This is a genomic window from Pseudomonas sp. Irchel 3A18 (genome assembly GCF_900187465.1).
In the GTDB taxonomy this organism is placed as follows: Bacteria; Pseudomonadota; Gammaproteobacteria; order Pseudomonadales; family Pseudomonadaceae; genus Aquipseudomonas; species Aquipseudomonas cichorii.
Genome location: NZ_FYDI01000003.1, coordinates 315517 through 331173, shown reverse-complemented (window position 1 = coordinate 331173; position 15657 = coordinate 315517). Strand labels below are relative to the sequence as shown.

Genomic DNA, 15657 nt, shown 5'->3' with positions numbered 1-15657 from the left:
AGCGATCGGGTTTAGCAGCCTGTTTGACCAGTCCCAGCGCAAGCTCCGTTTATGGCGGCTTTGTGCGGGGCACTTTCGAGTGCGCCGGTTTTGGGATGGTCACCGGTCTGCTAACCCGTATCAAAGCCGCCACCCTTGGACGTTTAGCAGCGTGCCTGGGTGGCCTGATGGAGATTGTCCCAATGGTTAAAGTAATCCCCGATCCACCGCAAATAACGCTCGAAGAATCCCTGTTGCATGTCAGTGATCTGCTGCGTTGCGCTGCTGCCACTGCATATGAAACCGGTGACAGCCTCAACGGCCCCAAACGTGATCTGGCGTTTTCGGTGGTGCATTTGATTGGCATGGCCAAGACGGAACTGGAGCGGTCTTTGGCGCGGGTAGAGGTGCGTTGATGTACGAGTGACCAATACCAGTGTGAAGGTGCGAGTGGGGTCAGACTTGCTCGCACATATTAAGAGTAGACGCATCCCAGCCAGTATTTGCGGCCCAAATCGAGACGTCTTTTTTATTACTCATAAAGTCCAGTTGAGGAGTCTAAAGCATTTAGGAGCTCATCCACGGGTACTGAGTACTTGCTAAGGTTTTGTACGTCTATGTCGCTCCAGTCTTGGTCGCTTTCAATTTCTAGCAATAGTAGCTCAATGTTTTTCTGCTGGAAAAAGTTAACTATGTCGCGTATTTCTTTTTCGCGTCGAACATGGTCGTTTTCATAGAGTTTGCAGGTGTAAAAAAAGCCTGCATTACCCATGGCAAGCTTTTTTTGACTACCAAGAAGCGACATTTTTAAACGTTGGTGTAAAAACTTAGCAGCCTCAACGTCTGTAACAGGAGATGCTGCCGCAATGCTTATCTTTGCCATTCTCACTTAATTGCTGCTGCTTTTTTTTCAACAAGTCCAGCGCCCATTACTAACATTTCCGGAAGGTTTTTTTTGTCTTCTTCTGACGCTGGGCCTAAGGTGGTGTCACCCTGCCAAAGATTACCAGCTACTACTCTAAGATCAAGATTTGTTTGGGTTGGTTTCAGCTCTTCATGCCCTACGTAAAACCAGCGTTGTTTCTGGATGGGTAGTTTTGATGTGTATAAAAGAAGCTCAAATACATCAGGAAGGTTTGTTGGCATTTCTTGACTAAAAACGGACTCTTTATAGATGCCAAGTAATATTACACCTTTGTAGTGCTTTGAGGTGTAAAGAACTTTTGCTGGCTTAAATCCCTCTTCAAGAGGAATCAGTATTATGTCACCAGGGACTGTTGTTTTGGTTTTCATTGTCCGATCCTCTTTAATGTTTCATTAAATAGTTGATCCGTACCCGCGTCGCGATAAAGCTGAGCATTCGGGTTTTCTGGTGCGTAGGATCGATACTCGTTCAGCAATGGCGTATCAGGGTTTTGTCTGCGAGCTCCACCATACAAGTCCATGATGCGTTGCTCTAAGCCTTTTGCCTGAGCTTTTGTCAAATTGTTTTCCCAAAGGGTTTGAGCTATCAGATCGTCCTTCCCTGGAGTGATAGCATGTTTATCTATCCTAGCGGGTGCGTCGCCTCTTCCTACGTACATGACGTCCCCTGCTTCGTTTTTCAGTACATAAAGCCCTTGCCCATTGACCTTGTCATAATTCGCCCCTGTCCCCCCTATTCCCGAAGGCAGCGGAACTGTAGGTTCACCTTGATTAACGTGGGCATTATCTGCCGGATCTACCACTTCGGGTGTTGAGGACCTAGTCGCTGCAGGGCATTCGCCCGTCAACCCCAACGGATCCACCCACCCCGTAGGGTTAGGCACATACCGATAGTTATTCAACCCACCCGCCAGCTTGATCGGATCCGGCGTCAAAAACCGTCCAGTCCCCGGATTGTAGTAGCGATGGCGGTTGTAGTGTAACCCTGTCTCCGCATCGAAATACTGGCCCTGGAAGCGCAGCGGGTTGTCGATTTCTGCGATGTCCAGGGCGGCGAGGTTGCCGTAGGCGCGGTATTTGGCGGACCACATGATCTCGCCGCTGTAGTCGGTGAGTTCCTGTGGGGTGCCGAGGTGGTCGAGTTGGTAGTAGAACGGCGTGGCTTTGCGCGGGCCTTCGCCGTCGAGCATGGCCAGCGGACGGAAGGTGCCGGGTTCGTAGATGTAGCTGCGGTAGCGGTTCTCGGCGCTTTCGGCGACGAGGCGTTCGCCTTGCCAGAGGAATTCGGTGGTGTGGCCATCGACGGTCTTGGGGATGCGGCTACCGTCGGACCTATTTACGTTCGCTAACGAAAATCCTGGCTCCCATCAGCAAATCCGACAGCCTTTTCCCTTTCTTCTGAGTGAAGTTTCCGAGAGAATCCCGAGCCCTTGCGCATGTGAATTCTGGCCTCTAGGCTGCGTCGGTCACTGAATATCAGTGATCGGGTTTAGCAGCCTGTTTCAGAACACATACAGCGCAAGCTCCGTTTATGGCGGCTTTGCGTGGGGCATCTTCGGGTGCGCCGGGTCTTGTGTTCTCTACCGGTCTGCTAACCCGCGTCAAAGCTGCCACCTTTCATTCGTTTAGCAGCGAATGCTGGTGGCCCCAATTCAGAGAGAACATCATGATCAATTCAATACCAGCTCCACCCCTTCAATCTCTTGAAGAATCGCTGCTGCATGTGAGCGAGCTATTGCGCTGTGCTGCCGCGACAGCCTATGAAAGCGGAGATACCCTCAATGGCCCGAAACGCGATCTGGCGTTCTCGGTTGTGCATCTTATCGGCATGGCCAAAGCAGAGCTGGATCGGTCGTTGGCGCGCGTGGAAGTGCGTTGATATCCCAGTCTGGGGTTGCTCACTTTCACAAGTAGTCAAACTGGTTTGAGGGCTCATTGCTAGGTGCGGGGAGGTCGGCCTTGCCCGCACACTTTGGGTTCATTGCAACGATGCTTATAGGTATCTATGACGTTTTTTCTGTTTCTGCCAAAAACAAACTCTGTAAATCGCCGCTCAGCGGGGCTTTATCTTTACCGTAGGTAAGAGAAAAATCATCGGTTGCGCCATCAAGCATGCTAACGCCATCGATGATTCCCAGTATGTTTGAGGTCGTATCTATTATTGTCTGCTTTATAATTGCAAAGAGAGCTTGCTGCTGCTCGGCAGTCAGGGAGTTGAAAAAGGTTAGCGATTGCTTCCAGTAGTCATCGGTTGCATCTTTAATTGATGTACTGGAAAGCAAATCTTTATAGAGGTCAATGTTGTCCTCTACGACGGATGCTTTAATTCCTATGATAAAATCTTTTGGATTCATTAGATGGGTACTCATTTTGAATAAGCCTCAGGATAAGAATCCTTGTTCGCTTTTATAAGTTTTTGTAGTTGCTTGTTGGGTATGTCAGTATATACTCGGCGAAGCTCGAAAATATCACGTGCAAGAACCTCTCGTGGATTATTTAGCCCGGTTGTACTCCTAGACACAATACCTCGCGGCCCCTTGATGGTATGCCCAACTTTAGGTACAAGAATCGATGGTGCGGTGTCTGGATTGTATCCGGGGATCATTTTTAACAACAACGCTTTCTGACCTACGTGATGAGCGTCTAAACCAGGAACGGTGCTCCTCATTTGGTCGTAAGGGCCTACAGCATATTTACCTGGAACATCAGGCGCTCCTTCCTCAACTTTGGCCGCCGCAGCTGGATCCTCTACTTCGCTTGTGGATTTTTTGGGCGCGGCCCCCGGACACGTATCCAACCCCAACGGATCCACCCACCCCGTAGGGTTAGGCACATACCGATAGTTATTCAACCCACCCGCCAGCTTGATCGGATCCGGCGTCAAAAACCGTCCAGTCCCCGGATTGTAGTAGCGATGGCGGTTGTAGTGTAACCCTGTCTCCGCATCGAAATACTGGCCCTGGAAGCGCAGCGGGTTGTCGATTTCTGCGATGTCCAGGGCGGCGAGGTTGCCGTAGGCGCGGTATTGGGCGGACCACATGATCTCGCCGCTGTAGTCGGTGAGTTCCTGTGGCGTGCCGAGGTGGTCGAGTTGGTAGTAGAACGGCGTGGCTTTGCGTGGGCCTTCGCCGTCGAGCATGGCCAGCGGGCGGAAGCTGCCGGGTTCGTAGATGTAACTGCGATAACGGTTGTCGGCACTTTCGGCGACGAGGCGTTCGCCTTGCCAGAGGAATTCGGTGGTGTGGCCGTCGACGGTCTTGGCGATGCGGCGGCCAAAGGCGTCGTATTTGTAAGTGGCGGTACTGCCGCCCGGCAGGCTGACGCCGATCAGGCGGTGTTGGGCGTCGTAGCGGTATTCGGTGACGAGTTTCTGGCCAGCACCACGACGTTCGCGGATCTGGTTGCCGTAGGCGTCGTAGTCGTAATGGCGGTCGCCCTGCATCAGCAGGCGGTTGCCCTTGACGTTGGCCAGGCTGGCGGTTGGCAAATCGCCCTGGCCCAGCAGGTTACCGGCCGGGTCGTGGGCGAAGCTTTCCGGCGTGGCACCACGAACGTTGATCAGACGGTCCAGCGGGTCGTAATAGAAACTGCGGTTGCCCTTGCGGCTGTCATCGATCCCCGCCAGGTTGCCGTTGGCATCGTAGGCGTAGCGACGATGGAACAGATCACGATCCTGCTGGCTGACGCTATGAGCCTGCAACCGGCCTTGTTCGTCGTACTGATACTGGCTGAGCAACAGACCTTGCTGACGCTGCCGCTCCCGACCGCCACTGAACTGGTGGGCGGTCAGGCGCGAACCGTTGAGGTCGATGCTGCTCAGTTGCCCGCCGCGCTGGTGGTGGTAGTCCAGCATGCTGCCGTCGGGCAGGCGGCAGTGTTTGAGCTGACCAACGCTGTCGTACTCGTAACGCAGGGTGCCCCAGCCCTGGTGCTCGGTGATGAGGCGGTCTTGCAGGTCGTATTCGTTACGGTGCGATTACCGACGAGCACGTTTACGTTCGCTAACGAAAATCCTGCCTCCGATCACCTAATCCGACACCCTTTTCCCTTTCTTCTGCATGAAGTTTCCGAGAGAATCCCGAGCCCTTGCGCATGTGAATTCTGGCCTCTAGGCTGCGTTGGTCGCTGAACATCAGTGATCGGGTTTAGCAGCCTGTTTCAGAACACATACAGCGCAAGCTCCGTTTATGGCGGCTTTGCGTGGGGCATCTTCGGATGCGCCGGGTCTTGTGTTCTCTACCGGTCTGCTAACCCGCGTCAAAGCTGCCACCTTCATTCGTTTAGCAGCGAATGCTGGTGGCCTCAATTCAGAGAGAACATCATGATCAATTCAACACCAGCTCCACCCCCTCAATCCCTTGAAGAGTCATTGCTGCATGTGAGCGAGCTATTGCGTTGTGCGGCCGCGACAGCCTATGAAAGCGGAGATACCCTCAACGGCCCGAAACGCGATCTGGCTTTCTCGGTTGTGCATCTGATCGGCATGGCCAAAGCCGAGCTGGATCGGTCGTTGGAGCGTGTGGAGGTGCGTTGATATACGAGTGACCAATACACGTGTGAAGGTGCGAGTGAGGTCTGCCTTGCTCGCATATATTAAGAGTAGACGCATCCCAGCCAGTATTTGCGGTCCAAATCGAGACGTCTTTTTATTACTCATAAAGTCCAGTTGAGGAGTCTAAAGCATTTAGGAGCTCATCCACGGATACTGAGTACTTGCTAAGGTTTTGTACGTTTATGTCGCTCCAGTCTTGGCCGCTTTCAATTTCTAGAAATAGTAGCTCAATGTTTTTCTGCTGGAAAAAGCTGATTATGTCGCGTATTTCTTTTTCGCGTTGAACATGGTCGTTTTCATAGAGTTCGCAGGTGTAAAAAAAGCCTGCATTGCCCATGGCAAGCTTTTTTTGACTACCAAGAAGCGACATTTTTAAACGTTGGTGTAAAAATTTAGCAGCCTCAACGTCTGTAACAGGAGATGCTGCCGCAATGCTTATCTTTGCCATTTCAAAAGTCCTCAGGAATCAGTGGGTTGAGTGGCTTGTCTTTAGTCTCATTTTGGAAGCTACCACTGTGCCATCTGTACAAGTGCTCGTCTCTTGTCGCGGGATAAATATTAAAAGCTTTATCCGCCAACTGCGGATAGTCCAGCGCATTGTACATGTGATGAACTTCGATCGTTTTATCATCAAACTTAGGACGTTTGTTTTTTACGATGTCATTTGCCTGCTACGGACTCCAATCTCTTGTACCCTCCTCACCCCGGAGAAGCTTTTTCCTTTCTTCTGACCAGAAGCGGTCTACGCCTCTTTGGCGTCTGTTCGAAAAACGCCTATTCCAATCCTGAAGCAGATGAATGCGCAGCATGGTTTCCAGCGTATAGGTTTTTTCTCCACCGGCTTTGGGATAGAACGATTCGATCAGGCCCAGCAGGTCCGCCCAAGGCACGACCTGATCCTTCTCGGCAAAAAACGTTCGCTGCGCGTCTGCTTACGCTTGCCCGCGTATTCGCAATCGGAAAAACTCATCTGGCTCATGGATAGCTCGGATCAGGTGGTCAGGCGTATTTCAACACATCTGCGAATTTGATCGGAGAGTCCTTAGGGTGGCGAGGTTGTTGTAGGTGTGATGTTTGGCGGTTGATTGAAGGGGGAACTGCGATGGTTGCAATACTCCTCTCTCGGCGGTGCTCATGCAGCCGCCTTTTGAAGAGCGTTTGAATAATTGTTCAGTACTGGTTGTACCTATTTATCAATCAGCACATCGCAGAGTTTACTCACTCCACAATTCAACAAAGTCATCAAACTATTAGCAACAAAGTAAATATTATTCGAGTTTGGAACGAAAATCTCGACAGGGATGGAGTCTGTCTTTAAGTTTAAACAAATCAAGAATCCACCTGCATCCCTTGCTACAGGAATCATCCCTCTGGGGAGGCCTGGATGAGTCCCCGGCCCTGAATACCATGAAATGGTATACGGGACTTTATCCGGCGAAAATGAAAAAACTCGCTTATGCAGGTTTCCTCGTTTCCATAAGAAAATGAACAAATCTCAGGTGATGCTTCGTCAGCGTACGTAACTAAATCTAAATATGACTGTGGAAAAAATATACCAAATAGCTTTTGAGTTTGGCGGATCGTATCTTCATCCACTATGAAATTTGGTTCGATTCCAAAAGATCCCCAGTTGAACGCTATATTAGGTTTTTGTAGTATTGCCATTCGTATAGCTCTATGGTGCAACTCGGTGGTTTTGAAAGGGGCGTTGTTTATTGGTTGGACAGGGCTATTTCACTAAGAAAATTTAATAGGCTTTCATATTTGGTTTTTTCCCATTCTCCGGTTTCATGGTCTAGAAAATAAATTTCGGACAGGCATTTTTCGTTGATTACTTTAAATCCATAAAAGTCCCCGCTACCATTCTCTGAGCATAATATGTAGCTATCTCTAGGGTGTGACTCTCTTTTGTTGATTTCTACGAGATTGAAGTCGCTTCCTGGATCTAGTGAAAATACTACTCCAAGTGCAAAGTACCCACCTCCATATCTCTTTATAAACTGAATATATTCATCCGGAAAAATAGCATTCAGCTGTTTCTGAGCTAGAGCTATGCTGTTTTCGTGTGCTGGGCTATCTGGCTCTAAGCCAAACCAAACGGGATTAGCTATTTCTTTTTCACTAACGAACTTTTCAAAGTCAGTAAAATTCATTGTTTTGGTATTTTTCGTAAATACATTCGGGCAGTGTCTAATTAGCTAAAGGCTGGGTTGACTTTTGTCTGCATTACAGCACGCGAAGATCTATCATTTGGAGAGCTGCTTCGTTTTTACTGTTTAAAATCTCAACTGAAAGGGTCAGATCGCTCATTCCCTCTTCTTCTGTCCATAATGGAATGTCAAGCCGTAGACCTGAGCCGTCGTTGTATTCATAGATATCTATTTTTTCCATGAATGAGGCTGGTGGCAATGTCAATGTATTACCGTACTCGGAGAGTCTTGTTTCAATATCTGGCTTGTTGAGTCTGCCATACCAGTTTTTTGCAGAGATTCTTTCAAAGTCGCCTTTTACTAATGCTTCAAGCAGGTCAACTATTTTCAGTTTTATACTTTCATCTATATTCATTTTCGTCTGTTTCCTGGAGTACGAGTCTGAGTCGCTGGCGTGACGCCAAGGGCTTTAAAGTGCTCGTCAGCATCTCTGATCAAGCCTTTTGCATCATTTTTCCCGATTCCTGCTTTTCGTAGTGCAATGTAGGCAATCTTTCGCTCATATCCATAACTTCCTCCGCCAGCTCTTCGCTGTGCCTGAGTGGCCTCGTAATGAGGAGTGCCTATCTGCGTGGATGGCCCAGGCAGTTGCACCGCTGGAGCCGCTTTTCGGTCGTACCCCGGTAAATCACGCACTGCAGCATCTTGAATAATGTGGTGTGCATCTTTTGCCTTCGCGTCAGTTAGCTCTTTATAGCTTCCGCTTACGACAGGAAGATCGGGTTCACCCTCGTTTACTTTCGCACCAGTCGCTGGGTCCTCTATTCCCGCTGATGTTTTATCCCCATCAGCCCCCGGACACGTCTCCAACCCCAACGGATCCACCCACCCCGTAGGGTTAGGCACATACCGATAGTTATTCAACCCACCCGCCAGCTTGATCGGGTCGGGCGTCAAGAACCGTCCGGTCCCCGGATTGTAGTAGCGATGCCGGTTGTAGTGTAAGCCCGTCTCCGCATCGAAGTACTGACCTTGAAAGCGCAGCGGGTTGTCGATTTCGGCGACGTCCAGGGCGGCGAGGTTGCCGTAGGCGCGGTATTTGGCGGACCACATGATCTCGCCGCTGTAGTCAGTGAGTTCCTGCGGGGTGCCGAGGTGGTCGAGTTGGTAGTAGAACGGCGTCGCTTTCAGCGGGCCTTCGCCGTCGAGCATGGCCAGCGGACGGAAGGTGCCGGGTTCGTAGATGTAGCTGCGGTAGCGGTTCTCGGCGCTTTCGGCGACGAGGCGTTCGCCTTGCCAGAGGAATTCGGTGGTGTGGCCGTCGACGGTCTTGGCGATGCGACGGCCGAAGGCGTCGTATTTGTAAGTGGCGGTGCTGCCGCCTGGCAGGCTGACGCCGATCAGGCGGTGCTGGGCGTCGTAGCGGTATTCGGTGACGAGTTTCTGCCCGGCGCCGCGACGTTCGCGGATCTGGTTGCCGTAGGCGTCGTAGTCGTAATGACGGTCGCCCTGCATTAGCAGGCGGTTGCCTTTGACGTTGGCCAGGTTGGCGGTGGGCAGGTCGCCCTGGCCCAGCAGGTTACCGGCCGGGTCGTGGGCGAAGCTTTCCGGCGTGGCACCACGGACGTTGATCAGGCGGTCCAGCGGGTCGTAGTGAAAGCTGCGATTGCCCTTGCGGCTGTCATCGATCCCCGCCAGGTTGCCGTTGGCATCGTAAGCGTAGCGACGCTGGAACAGGCTGCGATCCTGCTGGCTGACGCTATGAGCCTGCAACCGGCCTTGTTCGTCGTACTGATACTGGCTGAGCAACAGACCTTGCTGACGCTGCCGCTCCCGACCGCCACTGAACTGGTGGGCGGTCAGGCGCGAACCGTTGAGGTCGATGCTGCTCAGTTGACCGCCGCGATGGTGGTGGTAATCCAGCGTGCTGCCGTCCGGGAGGCGGCAGTGTTTGAGCTGGCCGACGCTGTCGTATTCGTAGCGCAGCGTGCCCCAGCCTTGGTGTTCGGTGATGAGGCGGTCTTGCAGGTCGTATTCGTAAGCCAGCGGCCAGTGGCCGTCGTCGACGTTGACCAGGCGACCAAGGGCGTCGTAGCTGTAGTGAATCTCTTCGCCGTCGGGCAGGGTTTTGACCAGCAGGCGGCCTGCGGCATCGCGCTGGTACTCGGTGACCAGCTCGCTGTCGTCATCGCCGAATTCGGTTTTCTTCAGCAACTGGCCGTTGAGGTCGTATTCATACGCGGTGCGGCGACCGTCGAAGCCGGTTTCCTGCTGGATCAGGCCGTTGGTGTAGTAATCGAGATGGTAACGCTCGCCACGCTCGTTCTCGATTTCGGTGAGCAGCAGGCGCGAGTTGTCGTAGCGGTAGCGCAATTGGCTGCCGTCGGGATTGATGCGGCGGCTGACCAGGTGCAGGTTGTCGGCGTATTCGTAACGGGTGATGCGACCCAGCTCATCGCGCTCGGCGGTGACGCGGCCATACGGGTTGTAAGTGAAGGCGCGGGTAGCACCGCCGGGCAATGTTACCTGGCTCAGGCGATTGACCGCATCCCACTGGTAATGGGTGATGGCACCGGTTTCGTCCTGACGGGTGATCTGCCGACCCAAGGCGTCATAACGGTATTTGCGCTGGCCGCCGTCGGGCAAACGCTCTTCCAGCAATTGACCCAGACCGTTCCAGCCCAGTTGATGACGGCTGCCATCGGGATGACGGATTTCCAGCAGACGGCCCTGGCGGTCGTAGCTGTAATGGGTTTCGTTGCCGTCCGGGTCGATTTGCTGGGTGATGTCGCCTTGTTCGTTACGGTCATACTGCCAGCGAGCCTTGCCGCGTTTGACCTCGACCAGTTGCCCGTCGAAGTAGTTGTAACGGGTCGGTTCGTCTTCCGGCGGGATCACGGCCACCAGTCGTCCGGCTTCGCTGTACTGATACTCGGTAATGGCCCCCAGCGGATCTTTCAGGGCGATCAGACGCCCCTTATCGTCATAGGCTTTCTGGGTTTGTGCACCATCGGGAGTGGTTTCGCTGATCAGGCGGGCATTTTCGTCATGCACGTAAACCTGTTCGCTGCCGTCGGCGTTATGGACGGTGACCGTGCCTTTGTCGTTCCACTCATAACGCGCTTCGAGTTGCGAGTAGTTGGCCCAGTGATGCACGCAGCGCGAGAGCTTGCCTTCGCGCTCCCATTCCCAGAAGAAGCTGGCACCACCGGCCATTTGCCGTTCCAGAATGACGTGCTGGTCGTTGTAGCGGTAATGCTCGGTTTCCCCCACCGCATTGGTTGCAGACACCAGTTGGTGACGGGCGTTATAGCCGTAGGTGACGAGGGTCTGGAGTGTCAGCCACGGGTCCTGGCGCTCGCCACGCTCGTTATATTCCGGGCGTTGTTGCTGATGATCCACGGCGACGATATGGCGGTCGTCGTAGCGCAAGAGCAGGGCGCGGCCAGCACCGTTGTCGATGCGCTGAATCCGGTCTACCAGGTCGTAGCTGATGTGGACCTGGTTGTCGTACGCGTCGCTGATGGTGGTCAGGCGACCGGCACGGAAGTGATAGAAGCGTGCTTTTGGCCCGGCCTGGGTCAGGATCAGTTCGCCAGGGGCATCCCCCAGGTAAATGGCGGCCTGGGCAAGGCTGTTGGTGATGGCCGGACGTTGCTCGGTCGGCATCGGGAAGCGGGTCTGACGGTTTTCATGGTCAGTCCAGAGCACGCCTTCATCGTCTAGTTGCAGACGATGTGACAGGGAATGGCTCCAGCCATAGCCGAGACGGCTATCGATTTCGACCGCACTGCTGCGGTACAGGCGCGTCCACTCCAGCGGCAACAAACCACCGAGTTCGCCGTCGGTCAGGGTCAGCAGTTCTTCGCCGGTCACCATCGACACCGGTTCGCCGTTGGTGCAGGTCTTGTCTGCGCACTGGGCTGATTGCTCGGCCGGGGTTTTCGATTGCTTGGAGGCGTCGTCGGTCTTTTCCGCCTGTTCCATGCGCGTTGCGTTTTCTTTCTTGCCGCGTGCATGAATCTGCGCATCGGTTTCGACTTCACCGCCTGAAACGGGTGCTTTGCGCTTGGGGGCCGTCGCCGTCTCTGCAGGTTTCGGCGTGGCTATTTCAACACTGGTCTTGCGCGCCGGGTTCATTGGCGAGTTGCCATTGAGCAGCAGGGGCTTGGCGGTTTCTGCGTGGCCGGTCGCGTTCTTTTTGCTGATCTTCATCAGCATGGACGTGAAGTCTTCGATCAGCTTCATGACCTTGCCGCTGTTTTTGGCAGCATTGAGCCCTTTGGCGCTGACCCGCACAGCCAGGCCGATACCGCCAGTCAGGACGATACCGATCAGGATGTTCAGCAGCACTTCAGTGGTCAGTTCCGCAAGAACTTCCGTGCAGGTCTGCGGCGGCAGCATCTTGACCCAGGCAACGATTGCCGCGACGTAGATCCACATCAGTGGTTCGTCGCTGGCGATCAGCAGGGCTGTTTGAATTGCTTCCTTGGAGGCGTTATAGATCTTCTTGATCTCTTCCTCGGTGAAGAACTTCTTGAGCTTTTCGTAGTTCTCGCGAGGATGAGCTACCAAGTCGTACAGACCCTTGATATCGCCCCACAGGCCCATGATCGCCTTGAGAAAACCTTTCCAGGCAGACTCCAGTTGTTGCATCGCTTTGCCGGCCATGGAAGCGTTGGTATGCGCTTGCCACAGCGGCAGGAAGTCGGTGCTCCATTCGGTTTGCAGCCAGCCGCTCAGATCACCGATGACGCCTTGATAGGAGTTGAACAAGCTGTCGATCTGCGCACGGGTAGGGTTCGGGAAAAAGGTAATTGCGTACTGTTGATTCGGCTTGAGGCCCGTGACTTCCAGAATTCCGCTCGGACCTATTTTCAGGTCGATTGCCTGACCGACCTCGTTTTTGCCGTAGACCCTTCCATCTTCCACGGGCACAAGACGCACTGGCGTATTGCCGATCGGCACAAAGCGCGCCGACTCGAAGCTGTGTACCAGCTTGAGCTTGCCGTTGGCCGGGCAGTTGGCATACAGGGTATTCTGCTGTTTGCTGTCCTTGTCCGCAGTGCCGACCTCGTCGCCCACCTTGAACTGCTGTTCGGCATCCAGCACGCCGCCATACCAGGCTTCGGCATGCTCGCGATAATCGGCCAGGCATTTCTTGAAGTCATTGATGATGGCCTGAGCATCAGGCTGTTTGGCCGTGAGGGCTCCGGTGATTCCGCCCATCAAAACGCTCATGCCGCCACCTCATTTTCCAGATGAGCCTTCAACAGCCCGGTAAAGTTTTCTTCCTTGAGCGGCGTGCGCTTCACGAAGCGCGCCACTTTTTCTCGCAGGTTGGATTCGGGGAACGAGAAGTACAGTTCGGCATGTTCATCCAGCAACCACTGCATCATGTTGTCGATGATGGTTGACGGGTTTTCAGCCATCAGGCCATCCAGCAGTGTCTGAGGCACTTCCCACCACGGCCAGTCCTTTGCTTTCGGCACCGACCTCGGCCCGACTTCCAGGCTGCGGCCATTGATCAGATAGCGCTCGAACATCGGCATCAGTTCACCCGCCGAATCACCCAGCCCTTTCAGAATCGGATAGATATGCCGCCCGTCCCAGAACCGGAAAAACACCTCGGTTTCGTCGGGCATTTTCACTTGGGTCAGGCTGCGCAGGTGTTCGAATACGGTATCGGGTTCCGAGCGCGATACGGCGAGCCAGCCCCAATCCTGAGCGTCGGTTTCGGCGATCCATTGCATGAAGCCTGCATCGGGTTTCAGCTCGACAAGGTAGGGCATCACGGGCTGCCAGTCGGCATAAGGTGTGCCGCCCCATATCGGGATCAGCTGAGGTGCATGGCTTTGTTGGTAGAAGGCCTTGAGGGGCTCGGCGTCGCTGGCCGCGCTGATAATCAGGTACAGGCGCTCGCCTTGTTGCAGCGGCTGCTCTGCCAACCATGCCGTTGGGCTCAAAAGATCAGATTGCACAGGCACCGTCCTTGCACTTCTCGCATTCTTCACAGAACGGCGCGTTGCGTTTAAGCGTATTGATTTGCGCTGGCGTCAGTACCGCACCGGCTCTGGCGGCGTCTGCCTGTTTCAACAATCCGGGCAGCAAAGCCGCTATGCCAGACCCGACGCCCGGGCTGCCGCCGGTATTGACGTTGACCTCCGGCCCGCTGATTGTCACGCCACTGGCGTCGATCTTGACGAAGCTGCCACCCGCCTTGAACGTCAGTTCGCTACCGGCTTCCAGGACGATCTTGATGCCGCTGTCGAGGTGAATCTCCTGCCCGGCCTCAATGAACTGCCCCGTCCCGATCTTGACGTGCTGGTTTGCCGCAACAGTCAGGTGGTCATCGGCCCGAGCTTCGACCTTGCGGTCGGCGTAGATCGTGCGATGTTCCTCGGCCTTGAACTCGCTGTAGCTGTTCTGCTCGACGGTGTCGTGTCGCTCGTTGCCGACGCGGATCTTCTGGTCGTGCTCGATGTTCTCGTCCCAGTCGCGCTGGGCGTGGAGGTAGATCTGCTCCTGACCTTTCTTGTCCTCGATGCGCAGTTCGTTGTAACCGCCACCGCCCGGTGAACTCAGGGTCTTGAAGGTGCTGCGGGTCTTGTTGGCGGGCAGTTCGTAGGGGACGACGTTTTCCTTGTGGTACAGGCAGCCGCTGATCAGCGGTTGATCGGGGTCGCCTTCCAGAAAGCTGACCAGCACTTCCATGCCGATGCGCGGGATGGCGATGCCGCCGTACTGGGCACCGGCCCAGGCGGACGAGACGCGCAGCCAGCAACTGGTCTTGTCGTCGGCCTGGCCTTCACGGTCCCAGTGGAACTGGACTTTGACCCGGCCATATTGGTCGCAATGGATCTCTTCACCTTTCGGGCCGGTCACCACGGCGCTCTGGCTGCCCAGGATACGCGGTTTGGGGTGGCGCAGCGGCGGGCGGTTCGGCACGTCCCAGGGCGTGGCCTGGAAGCGGTTGCGATAGCCCTGGTGGAAATCGTCCTTGAGGGCGGTGGTGTCGCTGGTGACCGACTCTTCCAGCACCTGGGGCTGTTTGCCCTCGTGGATGATTTCGGTCAGCAGCCACAGGTCGTTCCATTTGGCCTTGGGGTGTTGGGTCAGGGCCAGGAAGTGGCCGCTGACCAGCAACGGTTGATCACTTTTGCCTTCGGCCAGCTGGTAGTCGCTGCGGTGACGCTCAAGGGCACGTTTGGCCAGGTGCTTGCCGCGCTCGCGATCCACGAAGCGACCCGGATAGTCGTAGTCTTCAAGGTCGGGCAGGGCGTCGCCACGGTTTTCGCTTTCCAGCGTCAGGCGCGGTTTCTCGAAGTCGTAGTCGCGGCGGGTGGTGCGGCTGGTGCGGGTTTCCAGGCGCAGGTCGAAGCGCTTGATGACCGGGTCGTTGGCGACCAGGCCGGAGTCTTGCTGATAGGCCACGGGAGCGAGTTTCGGGAACACCGTCTGGTCATCGCCGAACACCAGCGTGTGGGCCGTGCTGCTGTGCTGGAAGTGGTAGTGAATCCCTTCTTCCTCGCACAGGCGCTGGATGAAATGCAGGTCCGATTCATCGTACTGAACGCAGTAGATGCGCTCGGGATAAACCGACCCGACCTTGAATTCGTAGGCGTTGCTCTGGATGCCATGCTCTTCGAGGACCTGGCCGATGATTTTCGGCACGCTGAGGTTCTGGAAGATGCGCTGGTTGATGCGGTGGGCCAGGTAGGACAGTTGCGGGCGAATGGTCACCGAGTAACGGGTCAGTCGCTTGCCGGAGTCACCCTGGGCGGCGCGATAGATCTGGCCGTGAATGCCGCTGCCGTCCGGCGAAAGCTGCAGGAAGGCGGGCTTGTGCAACAGGGTTTCAAGGTCCAGGGACGGCTGCTCGCTGACCAGCTCCACGTCGAACACGAACGGCTGGCTGATGGCTTCCCGTCCGTTGAGGGCCAGGACTTGCAGGTCGCTGTTTAAACCTTCTACGGTCAGGCTGAAGTGGGTCTGATTGGCCGGCGCGAACATCCCTTGTTCCTCGATTCTGAAAGGGCGTAAACAACATCG

At 54.7% G+C, this 15657-nt stretch carries 14 protein-coding genes and 3 pseudogenes; 3 read left to right on the top strand and 14 right to left on the bottom strand.

What is annotated here, in order from left to right; translation table 11 throughout:
• Nucleotides 1–182: 182 nt before the first annotated feature.
• Nucleotides 183–395 (top strand): DUF6124 family protein, encoded by a 213-nt coding sequence (locus CKW23_RS07130; RefSeq protein ID WP_095067314.1) that lies wholly within the window; start codon nucleotides 183–185, stop codon nucleotides 393–395.
• 116 nt (nucleotides 396–511) lie between these two features.
• Here the strand turns inward: CKW23_RS07130 and CKW23_RS07125 are convergent, their stop codons facing one another.
• The 3 genes and pseudogenes from CKW23_RS07125 to CKW23_RS07115 form a co-directional block, all read right to left on the bottom strand.
• Nucleotides 512–862 carry a hypothetical protein gene (locus tag CKW23_RS07125; protein WP_095067313.1) on the bottom strand — a complete coding sequence of 117 codons (351 nt, stop codon included), beginning with the start codon at nucleotides 860–862 and terminating at the stop codon, nucleotides 512–514.
• 2 nt (nucleotides 863–864) lie between these two features.
• Complete coding sequence (locus tag CKW23_RS07120; RefSeq protein WP_095067312.1) at nucleotides 865–1272, bottom strand: hypothetical protein; 408 nt, start codon at nucleotides 1270–1272, stop codon at nucleotides 865–867.
• A gap of 460 nt (nucleotides 1273–1732) precedes the next feature.
• Nucleotides 1733–2228 (bottom strand): annotated as a pseudogene (locus CKW23_RS07115) (RHS repeat-associated core domain-containing protein); the annotation flags it as partial.
• Between the two features lie 341 nt (nucleotides 2229–2569).
• Here CKW23_RS07115 and CKW23_RS07110 point away from each other — a divergent pair.
• A complete protein-coding gene (locus tag CKW23_RS07110; protein WP_095067311.1) occupies nucleotides 2570–2782 on the top strand; it encodes a DUF6124 family protein in 213 nt (70 codons plus the stop codon).
• Nucleotides 2783–2906: 124 nt separating this feature from the next.
• Here CKW23_RS07110 and CKW23_RS07105 read toward each other — a convergent pair whose 3' ends face one another.
• Nucleotides 2907–3257 carry a hypothetical protein gene (locus tag CKW23_RS07105; protein WP_095067310.1) on the bottom strand — a complete coding sequence of 117 codons (351 nt, stop codon included), beginning with the start codon at nucleotides 3255–3257 and terminating at the stop codon, nucleotides 2907–2909.
• A gap of 383 nt (nucleotides 3258–3640) precedes the next feature.
• A pseudogene (locus CKW23_RS07100) lies at nucleotides 3641–4867 on the bottom strand (RHS repeat domain-containing protein); the annotation flags it as partial.
• A gap of 357 nt (nucleotides 4868–5224) precedes the next feature.
• Between CKW23_RS07100 and CKW23_RS07095 the strand changes: the two are divergent.
• On the top strand, nucleotides 5225–5437 hold the full coding sequence (locus CKW23_RS07095; RefSeq protein WP_095067309.1) for a DUF6124 family protein: 213 nt from the start codon (nucleotides 5225–5227) through the stop codon (nucleotides 5435–5437).
• A gap of 115 nt (nucleotides 5438–5552) precedes the next feature.
• Here CKW23_RS07095 and CKW23_RS07090 read toward each other — a convergent pair whose 3' ends face one another.
• The 9 genes and pseudogenes from CKW23_RS07090 to CKW23_RS07055 all read right to left on the bottom strand — a co-directional run bounded on the left by CKW23_RS07090 (nucleotide 5553) and on the right by CKW23_RS07055 (nucleotide 15618).
• The gene (locus CKW23_RS07090) at nucleotides 5553–5903 is read right to left on the bottom strand and encodes a hypothetical protein (RefSeq protein ID WP_095067308.1); all 351 of its coding nucleotides are present in this window, start codon (nucleotides 5901–5903) and stop codon (nucleotides 5553–5555) included.
• A gap of 223 nt (nucleotides 5904–6126) precedes the next feature.
• Nucleotides 6127–6249 carry a hypothetical protein gene (locus CKW23_RS27180; RefSeq protein WP_369003502.1) on the bottom strand — a complete coding sequence of 41 codons (123 nt, stop codon included), beginning with the start codon at nucleotides 6247–6249 and terminating at the stop codon, nucleotides 6127–6129.
• A pseudogene (locus tag CKW23_RS26885) lies at nucleotides 6235–6434 on the bottom strand (IS5/IS1182 family transposase); the annotation flags it as partial. The gene CKW23_RS27180 and the pseudogene CKW23_RS26885, both read right to left, overlap by 15 nt.
• Nucleotides 6435–6641: 207 nt before the next feature.
• On the bottom strand, nucleotides 6642–6821 hold the full coding sequence (locus CKW23_RS27175) for a hypothetical protein (protein ID WP_369003486.1): 180 nt from the start codon (nucleotides 6819–6821) through the stop codon (nucleotides 6642–6644).
• Nucleotides 6822–7167: 346 nt separating this feature from the next.
• The gene (locus tag CKW23_RS07075) at nucleotides 7168–7608 is read right to left on the bottom strand and encodes an SMI1/KNR4 family protein (protein ID WP_095067307.1); all 441 of its coding nucleotides are present in this window, start codon (nucleotides 7606–7608) and stop codon (nucleotides 7168–7170) included.
• A gap of 73 nt (nucleotides 7609–7681) precedes the next feature.
• Complete coding sequence (locus tag CKW23_RS07070) at nucleotides 7682–8020, bottom strand: hypothetical protein (protein ID WP_095067306.1); 339 nt, start codon at nucleotides 8018–8020, stop codon at nucleotides 7682–7684.
• Complete coding sequence (locus tag CKW23_RS07065) at nucleotides 8017–12846, bottom strand: RHS repeat-associated core domain-containing protein (protein WP_256590423.1); 4830 nt, start codon at nucleotides 12844–12846, stop codon at nucleotides 8017–8019. The genes CKW23_RS07070 and CKW23_RS07065 overlap by 4 nt, the downstream gene beginning before the upstream one ends.
• Entirely contained in the window at nucleotides 12843–13586 is a 744-nt protein-coding gene (locus tag CKW23_RS07060) for a DUF4123 domain-containing protein (protein ID WP_095067305.1), read from the bottom strand. Before CKW23_RS07060 ends, CKW23_RS07065 begins: the two co-directional genes overlap by 4 nt.
• On the bottom strand, nucleotides 13576–15618 hold the full coding sequence (locus CKW23_RS07055; RefSeq protein WP_095067304.1) for a type VI secretion system tip protein VgrG: 2043 nt from the start codon (nucleotides 15616–15618) through the stop codon (nucleotides 13576–13578). The genes CKW23_RS07060 and CKW23_RS07055 overlap by 11 nt, the downstream gene beginning before the upstream one ends.
• Between the last annotated feature and the right edge of the window lie 39 nt (nucleotides 15619–15657).